We start from the raw sequence: 11,670 nt of genomic DNA on the forward strand, positions 1-11,670 counted from the left end.
GCGGTCGCGGGCTGCTGGGCCGCCGTTGTCGGGCCGGGAGTGCGGTGCGGTTGGAGTGCGCGCCGACCCGCTTGCCGACTGAGGCCCGGTTGCCGTTGTCGGGCCAGCAGCGCGGTGCCGGTGGAGCGGGACCGGGGTGCTTGCCGACCGAGCCCCCGGGGCTGCTGAGGGAGGGGCCCCGGTTACGGAAAGACGCTGCGGGCTGCCGACGGAGTCCCCCGGTTGCCGTCGGCGGACAGGACGTGCTGTCAGTGCGGGTGCGGGCCCTCGCGGTGGACGGGGCCGTGCGCGTCGGCGCAGTGGCCGTGTTCCGGCGGGGGACCGTCGTCGTTGCCGGGGCGTCCGGTGACGTTCAGCAGTTCCTGGGGCGCGTGGTCGACCTGGAGCGTGGTGTGGCCGATGCCGTAGTCGAGACGCAGCAGTTCGACCATGCCGCGCTGAACGGCGTGGCAGTCGCCGCCGGGCTCGACCAGGATGTGCGCCGACAGCGCGGGCTGGCCGGAGGTGATCTCCCAGACGTGCAGGTCGTGCACCTCGACGACGCCGGCCCTGGCGACCAGCCGGTCCCCGAGGGCGTCCGGGTCGATGCCGGAGGGCGCGGCCTCCAGGAAGATCCGCCCCGACTCGCGCACCAGACCGGTCCCGGCCCGCAGCATCAGCGCGACCACCACGAGCGAGGCGATGGCGTCCGCCCGCGCGAACCCGGTCAGCAGCACGACCAGGCCCGCCGCGGCCGTCGCCACGAAGCCGTACAGGTCGGTCAGGATGTGCTGGAAGGCGCCCTCGACGTTGAGCGAGGTGCGGTTGGCCCGCGACAGTGCCCAGGCCGCCACCAGGTTGACCGCGACCCCGACCAGCGCCGTCGCCAGCACCAGGCCGCCGGTGACCTGCGGCGGCGCGATCAGCCGGCGCACCGACTCGTACCCCAGCCAGACCGACAGCAGCAGCAGCGTGATGCCGTTGGCCTGCGCCGACAGGATCTCGGCCCGCTTGAGGCCGTAGGTGAAACCGCCGCGGGCCGGCCGGGCCGCCAGCCGCATCGCGAGCAGCGCCAGCCCGATCGACGCCGCGTCGGTGAGCATGTGGGCGGCGTCCGAGACCAGCGCCAGCGAATGCGCCACCACACCGGCGAAGACCTCGACGCCCATGAACGCCACGATCAGCGCGAGCGCGATCACCAGCCACCGGCGGTCCGCGTCGGCCGCCACCGCGTGCGTGTGGCCGCCCGCGCCGTGGTCGTGTCCCGCGGCACCGGGACCGCTGTCGTGGCCGTGGTCGCCGGGCTCTTCGGCCTGCCGGGCCGGGGCGTCCCGGTGGTCCGCGCCGGGGCGGGCGGCGGCCGGTTCGCCCGTCGCCCGGCCGTGGTCGTGGCGGTGGCCGTGCCGCGTTCCGCTGCCCATCGCCGTCCTCTCGCCGCCGGGTCCGCCTGCGGGACCCCCTGAAGTGAACCGCGAATCCGCCGGAGAACCAAAGACTGCACTGGCAACGGTTATCGGAGCCGGTAACACCGCGCCGACCAGCGGCTTTCCGGACGACACGTCAAGAGCGCGGCGCGGCGCCCGCCCGGCCCACCGAAAGCGCGCCGCGCCCGGGAAGCGGGAGCCGGGGGAAACGTGGTGGGGGAACGCCGAACCCCGCCCGGCGGAGCCGTCGGCGCCGCGGGCGGGGTCGGGGGAAGGCGGTGGGTCAGCCGTTGCCCAGGATGAGCCGTTCCAGCGCGGCGCGGGCCCTGGCGTCGGAGGAGGCGCGGGCGGCGACGGCGGCGGCGAGTTCGGCCACCCATTCGTCGAGCGGGGCCGGGCGGCGGGAGAGCACCACGCCGCGGACCTCCTTGCAGACCTCGCTGGTGACCCGGCCTCGGTCCATGACGAGCGCGAGGCGCTGTTCGCCGAGCGCCACCTCCAGCCGCTCGATCCGGCCCTCGCGGCCGGCCAGCCGGTCGGCCATGCCGCGCTTGCGCTGGATGGTCACCGAACCGGGCGGCAGCGCGTCGGCCAGGGTGCCGGTCAGCACCCGGGTGTACAGCTCCAGGTCGGCCGCGTCCTGGCGCAGGGCCGCGGTCAGCATCTCCAGCGATCCGGCGGTGTCGTCCGGGTCGTAGGGGACGGGGTCGTTCGAGGTCATCGGGGCCTCTCCGAGGGCGGTGATGGGGGTGCGGCCGGTGCCGGGCGGGCGCCGTTGACGGTACCCGCCCGGCCGGGCCGGTCAGCTGTCCAGGCTCAGGACCATGGTCGGGCGCTCGATGACGTGGTCGTCGCGCAGCGGCCGCACCGCGGTGCCGATCGCGAAGAACTCCGTGGTGTGCCCGCCCCAGCGGTGGTTGTGCGAGTTGAGCTGGACGCCGACGATGCCCTCGGCGTGCAGCTCCTCCGCCTCGTGCTGCATGCGCTCCATCGCCAGCTCCCGGGCGTCGTACAGCGCCTGGGTGAACGGCTCGATCTCCACGTTCTTGCCGATGTTGGAGAAGACCGAGCCCATCTTCTGGTGGGCGATGTGGTAGACGCAGGTGCCCATCGTCATGCCGAGCGGCGCGTAGCCGGCCCGGATCAGCGTCCAGAAGTCCTGGCCGTTGAGGTCGGAGGTGAACGGCTGGCCCTTGACGTTGCGCCAGGTGCCGCCGCCGGGGGGCGGGGCGTCGGCCTTGACGGCGGTGCCGATCGCGATGAACTCGGCCACGTCGTTGCCGAACTCGCGGGCCTCCACCGACAGGCGAACGCCCACGATGCCGTCGGCGCCCAGCTGGGCGGCCTCGGCCTCCATGCGGGTCATCGCCAGCTCCCGCGCGTGGTACATCGCCTGGCTGAGGGTGGTGAGCTCCTGGTTCTTGCCCCAGCGGCCCACCTGCATGCCGACGTGGTAGATCGAGCTGCCCAGCACCAGGCCGATCGGGCGGAAGCCCGCCTCCCGCACCAGCAGGAACTCGTTGACCGACAGGTCGCTGGTGAAGATCCCACCGGGCCGGCCCGGCTGGAGTTCGGCCAGCCGGCGCATCGCGTCGGCGGGCACGCCCTGGGCGGTGGGGTCGTTCGCTGTCATGTCCGGGTTCCCCTCGTGATGTGGTGATCGGTGGCGCGTACTGCGTGCCGGGACGCCGTCACTCCTGGCCGTCCAGGTCTTCCAGCTGGGCCAGCCGGGTCCGCGTGACCAGCGGATCGGTGCCGTAGGAGCTCAGGTCCCGCTCGATGCGCCGGGCCAGCCGCTTGCGCCGGGAGTCCAGCGGCATCACGGTGAGCGTGCGCTGCGGGGTCCGGCGGGTGCTGAAGGCGGCGATGGCGGTGCCGACCAGCATGGCCTCGGCGACGTGGTCCTCGGCCTCGCTGTCGCTGTTGCGGCTGGTGCGGATGCAGCTCTCCTCCCACACCCGCAGGTCGCTGCTGCCCAGCACGACCCCGTCGGCGCCGGTGTGCCGGGCCTGCTGGGCCAGTTGGTGGCGCGCGTCGTGCCGGGTGCCGGAGACCAGGTCGGTCCAGCCGCCGATCTCCTGGTTGCCGGCCGACCAGCCGCTCTGCCGCCGCAGCCGGTAGTCGTCGTGCCGCACGCCGATCGCCAGGCCCACCAGCAGCTCCACCGGGATCCAGCCGGAGCTGACCAGCTTGGCGAAGCCCTCACCGTCGAGGTGCGAGGTGAACGGCTTGCGCGGCCGTACCTCCCCCTGGGCGCGGACGGCGGTGCCGATGACCTGGAACTCCAGGCAGTGCGGCGCGGCCGGGAACGGCGCCATCGTCAGGTGGGCGGCGACCACGCCGTCCCCGCCGAGCGCCGAGCACTCCGCCGTCATACGGGCGATCGCCTTGTGGCGGGCGTCCATCAGCACCTGGACCAGCCCCCGGGAGGGCGCGCCCTGGCCGGAGAGCACCACCGGGCTGTCGAACGCCGACGTCATGAAGCCCATGGAACGACCGCAGTCGTAATAGCCGTAGTACGAACCCTGCCGGGCCACCCGGTAGACGGCGGACCCCATCACCTGGCCGACCGGTTCGAAGCCGACGGACCGGATGGCCGCGAACTCGCCGGTGGACAGCGCGGACGACCACGTGCCGCTGTCACGGGCCCCGGCGATCCGGGCGGCCGCGACCGGCGGCAAGGACTGCCCGGTCCATTCCCCGCTCATGGGACATCCCTCCCCCTCGAAAGCCCCCGTCAGGGCATGGGAGGACCACTGTAGGCCGTTGTCACGACATCCGGCATCGCGGTGTGGACAACCGGCTCCGCCCTGGTGCGAAGCTGTGGACAACTCGGGACTCCCTGGCGTGGGACGGATTTCGGGGCGAAGCGGCCGACCCCGGTGCCGACTCCGCCGCCGACCCCGTTGATGACCCGGTGACCACCCCGCCGCCGACCCCGGCGCCGACCCGGTGACGACTCCGGTGACTCCGGTGACGACCCCGGCGCCGTCCGGCCCTCCTTCGGTCCCAGCCGCTCCCGTCCCGCCCCTCCGGCCTCCGTCCGCAGCCGCTCCCGTCGGGCCTGCGCCCAGCCCCCGCCCGACCCGCGCTGGCCCGTCCGGCCTCCACCGCGGTGGGCCGCCTCGTACGGGTGAACTGTCGATCCTTAGTGCGGTCCGCCACATTCGGCGCACCCCCGCCGTTCGTCCTACAAGTCGATGACCTGCGGCGGGACCGCCGGGCGGGGTCCGCCGCCGGGGGTCCGGCGGGGCGGGGAGCCGGGGTGGCGGACGGCCCGGCCCCGAGCACGCGCGGACAGGGTCTAGAATAAGTTGCTGGATACAAGCAACACTGAAGGCGCCGATAACAAGGCGACGTCATGGCCGACAGCACGGCCGATGGCGAAACTGAGCACGCACCATCGAAGTCAGAGGCGGAGAAGCGGTGGACATGGGCACGGTCCATGGCACAGGGGCATCGGTCACCCGGCCGGAGGACGACGGCGAGCCGGGGTCCGCGACCGCCCAGGAGGCGGCGTCCGGACTCGGCAACGAGATCATCCGGTTCACCCGGCTGATCGCGGCCTGGAAGCACAGCGCCAACGACGACGCCCGGGCCGCGGACCGGGTACTGCTGGCGCGGCTGGTCGTCGGGGGCGACCGCAGGGCGACCGATCTGGCCGCCGACGCCTTCCTGGACCTGTCGACCGTCAGCCGGCAGGTGCGCTCCCTGGTGGAGCGCGGCCTGGTGGAACGCCACCCGGATCCCGAGGACCGGCGCGGCTCACTGCTGACCGCGACCGCGGCCGGCCGGGAGGCGTTCGAGCATTACAAGCGCATCCGTGACACGAAACTCGCCGCGCTCCTGGAGCCGTGGACGGGTGAGGACCGCTACCAGCTGATCCGGCTGATGGCCCGCCTCAACGACGACCTGGTCGAACACCATCAGCCGCGCGACTGCTCCGGGGGAAGCACGGGCACCGCGGCCAAGCAGGGAGAAAGCCAAGAATGAGTAACGCCGCGTCCCCGCCGACCGCGGGAACCCAGCCGATATCCGCGCCGGGGGGCATGTCCCACCGGCAGATCCTGACCATCCTCAGCGGCCTCATGCTCGGCATGTTCCTGGCCGCGCTCGACCAGACCATCGTCGCGACGTCGATCCGCACCATCTCCGACGATCTGCACGGCCTCAGCGAGCAGGCATGGGCCACCACCGCGTACCTGATCACCTCCACCATCGCGACGCCGCTCTACGGCAAGCTGTCCGACCTGCACGGCCGTAAGCCGTACTACCTGATCGCGATCACCGTCTTCGTCGTCGGGTCGGCCGCCTGCACGTTCTCCACCTCCATGGGCGAACTCGCCGCGTTCCGCGCCTTCCAGGGCCTGGGCGCCGGTGGTCTGATGTCGCTGGCGCTCGCCATCCTCGGTGACATCGTGCCGCCCCGGGAACGAGCCCGGTACCAGGGTTACCTGCTCGGCGTCTTCGCCACCTCCAGCGTCCTGGGCCCGCTCATCGGCGGCTTCCTGGCCGGTCAGAACACCCTGCTGGGCATCACCGGCTGGCGCTGGGTCTTCCTGGTCAACGTGCCCGTCGGCGTCATCGCGCTGATCGTGGTCGCCAAGGTCCTCAACATCCCGCACACCCGGCGCGAGCACCGCATCGACTGGTGGGGCGCCATCACCATCGCCGTCGGCATCGTGCCGCTGCTGGTGGTCGCCGAACAGGGCCGCACCTGGGGCTGGACCTCCACCCGCTCCATCGCCTGCTACGCCATCGGCGGCGTGGGGCTGATCGCCTGGGTCCTGGTGGAACGCTGGATCGGCGACGACGCGCTCATCCCGATGCGGCTGTTCCGCAACGCCACCTTCAGCAAGACCAGCGTGCTGGCCGCCCTCATCGGCATGGGCATGTTCGGCGGGCTGCTGCTGATCCCGCAGTACCTCCAGATCGTCAAGGGCGCCAGCCCGACCAAGTCCGGCCTGGAGATGCTGCCACTGATGGCCGGCATGATGATCGCCTCGGTCGTCTCCGGTCAGACCACCGCCAGGACCGGCCGCTACAAGGTCTTCCCGGTCATCGGTACGGCACTGATGGTCATCACCATGCTGCTGTTCGCCACCCGGGTGCAGTGGGACACCCCGCTGTGGCAGACCATGATCTACATGCTGCTGTTCGGCCTGGGCCTGGGCTGCTGCATGCAGACGCTGGTGCTCGCCGTGCAGAACGCGGTACCGCCGCGCGACATGGGTGTGGCCACCGCGTCGTCCACCTTCTTCCGGCAGATGGGTGCCACCGCGGGCACCGCGATCTTCCTGTCGGTCCTGTTCAGCAACGTGGGCGGCAAGATCGCCACGGCCTTCACCAACGCCGCGCGGACGCCGAGCTTCCTGGCCGCCGTGCACGACCCGGCGGTGGCCTCCAACCCGGTCAACAAGCCGGTCATCTCGATGCTCCAGAACCACGGCGCCACCGGCGGTTCCGCCAACGTGCTGAACGACTCCTCGTTCATCCAGAAGCTGGACCCGCGGCTCGCCGAACCGTTCAAGCAGGGCTTCGCCGACTCCATGCACTCGGTGTTCTTCCTGGGTGCCGCGGTCATGGTGGCGTCCTTCCTGCTGATGCTGTTCATCAAGGAGGTGCCGCTGCGCCAGGTCTCCGGTCTGGAGGCCCGCGCCGCGGAGGCCGCCGAGGCCGCGTCCACCAAGGCACCGGCCGACACCACCGGTACCGCGCAGTCGGTGGCCGTCCTGGAGAAGGCGCCCGCCGTCGAGGCCCCGGCCGCCGAGCCGGCACCCGTCGCCGCGGAGCCGCAGCCGTCCGGTATCGCCGTGCGCGGCACGGTGCGCGACGGTGACGCCGTCGCGGTGACCGGAGCCGTCGTCACCCTCATCGACGTCGGCGGCCGCCAGCTGGACCGCGCGGACTCCGACGCGCAGGGCCACTACCGGCTCTCCGCGCCCGCCGCCGGCACCTACGTGCTGATCGGCTCCGCCGGCTCCCGCCAGCCGCAGGCGGCCACCGTCGTCGTCGGCGAGAGCCCGGTCGACCTCGACCTCACCCTGAGCGGTTCCGCGGCCGGCCTGACCGGCGCGGTGATCGACGCGGACGGCGGCGGCGCGCTGCCCGGCGCCCTCGTCGTGGCCACCGACTTCCGCGGCGAGGTCGTCGCCACCGGCGCGGCCGGCACGGACGGCGAGTTCGCCTTCGGCGAGCTGGTCCCCGGCGCCTACACGCTGGCCGTCAGCCACGAGGGCCACCGGCCCAGCGCGCTGCCGGTCGAGGTCGCCCCCGGCACGCCCAACTGGTACGAGGTGCAGCTCGCCCCCGGCGCGCGGATCAGCGGTACGGTCCGCACCGCCGACGGCAGCCCGCTGGACGACGCCCGGGTCACCCTGCTCGACCCGGCCGGCAACGTGGTCGGCACCGCCACCACCGGGACCGACGGCGAGTACGGGTTCACCGACCTCAGCGGCGGCGACTACACCGTGATCGCCAGCGGGTACGCGCCGGTCGCCACCCCGGTGCGCCTGGAGGCCGAGGGACGCGACGACTTCGACGTCGACCTCGGTCACGGAACGGTCGGCTGACCCCGGCACCGGTACCACCCGTACGACCCCGCCGCCCGCGTGTTCATCCGATGAACGCGCGGGCGGCGGGCTTTTCGGTCGCTCCGTGTACGTCACGATCTCCCGGCCGGCCGTCCCATCGTGCGGTACACCTGCCGTTTTCGGGCGGGCGCTGATGCGCGGCCCGGCCGGCAGCGCGTACGCTGCGCGACGACAGCGGCCGGGTACGAGACGGGTTCCGGCCCGGGCGGAAGGCGGCAGTTGTGAGGATCGGACTTCTCGGTACCGGCCCGTGGGCGCACCTGGCGTACGCGCCCGCGCTCAGCGCCCACCCCGACGTGGAGTTCACCGGGGTCTGGGGCCGCCGGCCGCAGGCGGCGCGCGAGCTGGCGCAGGAGTTCGGCACCGAGGTCTTCGAGGACGCCGACGCGCTGATCGACGCGTGCGAGGCGGTCGCGATCGCGCTGCCGCCGGCCGTGCAGGCGCCGCTGGCGGTCCGGGCCGCCGAACGCGGCCGCCACCTGCTGCTGGACAAGCCGCTGGCCGCCTCGGTCGACGGCGCTCGCGCGGTGGTGGACGCGGTGTCCGCCGCCGGGGTCGCCTCCGTGGTGTTCTTCACCCTGCGGTTCACCGACCCCGCGGCGGCCTGGATCGAGCAGCAGGCGGCGGCCGGCGAGTGGTTCACCGCCCGCGCCGACTACTTCGGCGACGTCTTCACCGGCAGCGGCAGCCCGTTCGCCGACTCGTCGTGGCGGGCGGAGAAGGGCGGCCTGTGGGACGTGGGCCCGCACGCGCTGTCGGTACTGCTGCCGGTGCTCGGCGACGTCACCGACGTCACCGCGGCGCACGGCCCGGCCGACGCCGTCCACCTGGTGCTGCGGCACGAGGGCGGCGCGTCCAGCACCGCCGCCCTCACCCTGCGCGCGCCGACCCCGGCTGCGGGCGTGGTCGTCGAGCTGCGTGGCGGGCACGGCGTCGTCGCGCTGCCGCAGTCCGCTGACGGAGGTCCGGTGCGGCCGCTGGGCCGGGCCGTCGACGCGCTGCTGGAGTCCGCCCGAACGGGTGAACCGCACACGTGTGACGTGCGGTTCGCGGCTCGGGTCGTCGAAATCCTCGCGGCGGCGGAACAGGCCCTCGACGGCGGGCGTTGACGCTGAACGGACGCGCACCGCGAAGACGCGAAGCGGACACCCGGCGAGGAGGCCCATCATGGCGCACGGCGAGAACACGAACGGCAGCACCGGGCACACGGTGACGGCCGTCCCCGGCACCCAGCGGATCACCGTCGAGATCGACGGCCGGACCGTCGCCGACTCCCGGCGCCCGGTCCTGGTCTACGAGACTGGCATCCCGGTGCGTTTCTACCTGCCGCCGGACGACGTCGACCTCACCCTGTTCGACGCCACCGACACGCACACCACCTGCCCCTTCAAGGGCCTGGCCTCGTACTGGACGCTGCGCGGCGACGACACCCACCCGGCCCGCCCGGACGTCGCGTGGGCCTACGAGGACCCGATCCCGGTGGTGTCCGGCATCAAGGGCCACCTGTCGTTCTACGACACCGTCGCCCAGGTCACCGTCGAGGGCGAGGTCCCGCCGGCCCCCGCCGTCTGACGGCCGCCGGTTTCCCGGGGCGCCGCCGCGCCGGTCCCCGGGAACCCGGCGCCGGCCCGGGGAACCCGGTGCCGTACGGACCGCGTCAGCCCCTGGGGGCGGTGTACCGCGTCAGCCTCTGGGATCCGCTCAGCACCGCCTGCGCCCCCGCCGTCGGCGCACCGCCTGAGCCCCCGCCGCCGTACCGTGTCAGTCCTTCGCGTCGGCGTAGCACCGCACGATCCTGGTGTCGAGCGGGAAGCGCACCGCGGTCGGGCCGAAGACCAGGGCGCTGGCCTCGGCGGCGGAGGCGGTGACGGCTTCGGCCACCGCGTCGGCCGTCGCGGCGGGGGAGTGCACCATGACCTCGTCGTGCTGGAAGAACACCAGCCGCGGCACGGCGCCGTCGGCGTCCGGCGGCAGTACGGCGAGCCGGCGGCGCAGGGCCGCCAGCAGGGCCAGCGCCCACTCGGCGGCGCTGGCCTGGATGACGAAGTTGCGGGTGAAGCGGCCCCAGCTGCGGGCCGCACGGGCGGCGGACGAGGCGCCCGGGTCCGCGTCGCCCCCGTCGTTGTCGGCCGGCTCAGCGAGGTCCTGGCCGTCGTCCCGCGGGCCGCCCGCGGACGGGCGCGGTGAGGTGCGGCCCAGCCGGGAGCGGACCACGCCGCCGGCCTCGCCGGTGCGGGCGGCGCTCTCCACCAGGTCCATGGCGTCGGGGAAGCGCCGGCGCAGCACCGCGACCAGTTGCCCGGCCTCACCGCTGGTCTGGCCGTACATCGCCGCCAGCAGTCCGATCTTCGCGCGGGCCCGGTCGCCGTCGAAGGCGGTGGCCGCCAGCCCTGCGTACAGGTCGCCGCCGGCCGCGGCGCGGGCCATCGCGCGGTCGCCGGACATCGCCGCCAGCACCCGGGGCTCCAGCTGACCGGCGTCGGCGACCACCAGGCGGTGGCCGGGGTCGGCGAGCACCGCCGAGCGCAGCAGGCGGGGGATCTGCAGGGCGCCGCCGCCCCGGCTGGCCCAGCGGCCGGAGATGACGCCGCCGACCACGTACTCGGGCCGGAAGCGGCCGTCGCGCACCCAGCTCTCCCGCCAGGCCCAGCCGTGCGCGGAGTGGACGCGCGACAGTTCCTTGTAGCGCAGCAGCACCGCGGCGGCCGGGTGGCCGACGTCGCGCAGCACCTCCGAGCGGATGGACGGCAGCGGGACGCCGGCGCGGGCGAACGCGGCCAGCACCTGGGGGTGGGAGTCGGGGTTGACCGGCTGGCCGACCGCTTCCTGGAACTGCGCGGTCAGCCGGCTGAGCACCTCGGGCCGGGCGCCGCCGGCCGGGCGCGGTCCGAGCAGCGAGGTCAGCAGCGCGTCGTGCGCGTCGGCGCTCCACGGCAGGCCGTCGCGGCCCATCTCGGCGGCCGCCAGCGCGCCGGCGGACTCTGCGGCGCACAGCAACCGCATGCGGTCCGGGCGCTCCAGCGCGGCGATCCGGCGGACCTGGTCGGCGTGGACGGCCACGAGCGCCGTCAAGTGGTCGGCGCCGGAGGGCAGTTGGTGGCGGTCGGCGACGAACAGCGATGGCTGGCCGTCGGTGTGGCCGGCCCGCGGGTCCTCCGGCACCGGCAGGTCGTTGAGCCGGGCCCAGGCGGCGCCCAGCGAGCGCGGCGCGCGGTGCAGTTCGGCGTGGCCGAGCAGCAGGGACTCCGTCAGCCGCACGTCGTGGCAGCGGCCGAGGCGGTCCGGCAGCCGGTCCAGCAGCCGCTGGTAGAGGTCGTCGGTGGCGGCCCAGACCCAGCGCGGGTGCCGGGCGGCCTCGCGTTCGGCGACCGCCCGTGCCAGGTCCGGCACCGCTTCGGGGGGCCCCGCGGGCCGGCCGGTCTCGTCCAGGGCCTGGAGCCGGCCGCCCGGACCCACCTGGTCCTCGGCGACGGCGATCCGGTCTGCGGTGGCTCTGGTCACCGGCCGAGCCTATCCGAACGGCTGTGCGGTGGACGGGAGGGCGCGAAACGACACGAAAGCGGCGGCCCGGACCGGCCGCCGCTTCCGTCGCTCCGGGGGCCGCCGCGCCGGTGCGGCGCGGGCGAACCCCCGTGCGGCGCCCCCCGGGCGATGGCCCTCCGGCGCCCCCCCGG

At 74.1% G+C, this 11,670-nt stretch carries 9 protein-coding genes; 4 read left to right on the top strand and 5 right to left on the bottom strand.

Annotation, left to right across the window (positions count from 1 at the left end; all coding sequences use genetic code 11):
- Nucleotides 1-248 precede the first annotated feature (248 nt).
- From POF43_RS33855 to POF43_RS33870, 4 genes are all read right to left on the bottom strand, one after another.
- Nucleotides 249-1,400, bottom strand: a complete 1,152-nt coding sequence (locus POF43_RS33855) for a cation diffusion facilitator family transporter (RefSeq protein ID WP_271325203.1) — start codon at nt 1,398-1,400, stop codon at nt 249-251.
- A gap of 286 nt (nt 1,401-1,686) precedes the next feature.
- A complete protein-coding gene (locus POF43_RS33860; protein ID WP_271325202.1) occupies nt 1,687-2,124 on the bottom strand; it encodes a hypothetical protein in 438 nt (145 codons plus the stop codon).
- Between the two features lie 81 nt (nt 2,125-2,205).
- On the bottom strand, nt 2,206-3,036 hold the full coding sequence (locus POF43_RS33865) for a heavy metal-binding domain-containing protein (protein ID WP_271317521.1): 831 nt from the start codon (nt 3,034-3,036) through the stop codon (nt 2,206-2,208).
- Between the two features lie 58 nt (nt 3,037-3,094).
- A complete protein-coding gene (locus POF43_RS33870; RefSeq protein ID WP_271317522.1) occupies nt 3,095-4,111 on the bottom strand; it encodes a heavy metal-binding domain-containing protein in 1,017 nt (338 codons plus the stop codon).
- A gap of 724 nt (nt 4,112-4,835) precedes the next feature.
- Here POF43_RS33870 and POF43_RS33875 point away from each other — a divergent pair.
- The 4 genes from POF43_RS33875 to POF43_RS33890 all read left to right on the top strand — a co-directional run bounded on the left by POF43_RS33875 (nt 4,836) and on the right by POF43_RS33890 (nt 9,568).
- Nucleotides 4,836-5,396 carry a MarR family winged helix-turn-helix transcriptional regulator gene (locus tag POF43_RS33875; protein ID WP_271325120.1) on the top strand — a complete coding sequence of 187 codons (561 nt, stop codon included), beginning with the start codon at nt 4,836-4,838 and terminating at the stop codon, nt 5,394-5,396.
- A complete protein-coding gene (locus tag POF43_RS33880; protein ID WP_271325121.1) occupies nt 5,393-7,975 on the top strand; it encodes an MFS transporter in 2,583 nt (860 codons plus the stop codon). The genes POF43_RS33875 and POF43_RS33880 overlap by 4 nt, the downstream gene beginning before the upstream one ends.
- A 242-nt stretch (nt 7,976-8,217) precedes the next feature.
- The gene (locus POF43_RS33885; RefSeq protein WP_271325122.1) at nt 8,218-9,105 is read left to right on the top strand and encodes a Gfo/Idh/MocA family protein; all 888 of its coding nucleotides are present in this window, start codon (nt 8,218-8,220) and stop codon (nt 9,103-9,105) included.
- A gap of 58 nt (nt 9,106-9,163) precedes the next feature.
- Nucleotides 9,164-9,568: a DUF427 domain-containing protein gene (locus POF43_RS33890; protein WP_282699206.1), complete on the top strand. Its 405-nt coding sequence runs from the start codon at nt 9,164-9,166 to the stop codon at nt 9,566-9,568.
- A 189-nt stretch (nt 9,569-9,757) separates the two neighbouring features.
- Here the strand turns inward: POF43_RS33890 and POF43_RS33895 are convergent, their stop codons facing one another.
- The gene (locus POF43_RS33895) at nt 9,758-11,497 is read right to left on the bottom strand and encodes a bifunctional 3'-5' exonuclease/DNA polymerase (RefSeq protein ID WP_271325341.1); all 1,740 of its coding nucleotides are present in this window, start codon (nt 11,495-11,497) and stop codon (nt 9,758-9,760) included.
- Nucleotides 11,498-11,670: the final 173 nt, after the last annotated feature.

Source organism: Streptantibioticus silvisoli (genome assembly GCF_027947535.2).
Taxonomy (GTDB): domain Bacteria; phylum Actinomycetota; class Actinomycetes; order Streptomycetales; family Streptomycetaceae; genus Streptantibioticus_C; species Streptantibioticus_C silvisoli.

Bases quoted from the DNA above. Each gene is read 5' to 3' on its own strand.
- POF43_RS33855 (WP_271325203.1), bottom strand. From the start codon at position 1,400: ATGGGCAGCGGAACGCGGCACGGCCACCGCCACGACCACGGCCGGGCG.
- POF43_RS33860 (WP_271325202.1), bottom strand. From the start codon at position 2,124: ATGACCTCGAACGACCCCGTCCCCTACGACCCGGACGACACCGCCGGA.
- POF43_RS33865 (WP_271317521.1), bottom strand. From the start codon at position 3,036: ATGACAGCGAACGACCCCACCGCCCAGGGCGTGCCCGCCGACGCGATG.
- POF43_RS33870 (WP_271317522.1), bottom strand. From the start codon at position 4,111: ATGAGCGGGGAATGGACCGGGCAGTCCTTGCCGCCGGTCGCGGCCGCC.
- POF43_RS33875 (WP_271325120.1), top strand. From the start codon at position 4,836: ATGGGCACGGTCCATGGCACAGGGGCATCGGTCACCCGGCCGGAGGAC.
- POF43_RS33880 (WP_271325121.1), top strand. From the start codon at position 5,393: ATGAGTAACGCCGCGTCCCCGCCGACCGCGGGAACCCAGCCGATATCC.
- POF43_RS33890 (WP_282699206.1), top strand. From the start codon at position 9,164: ATGGCGCACGGCGAGAACACGAACGGCAGCACCGGGCACACGGTGACG.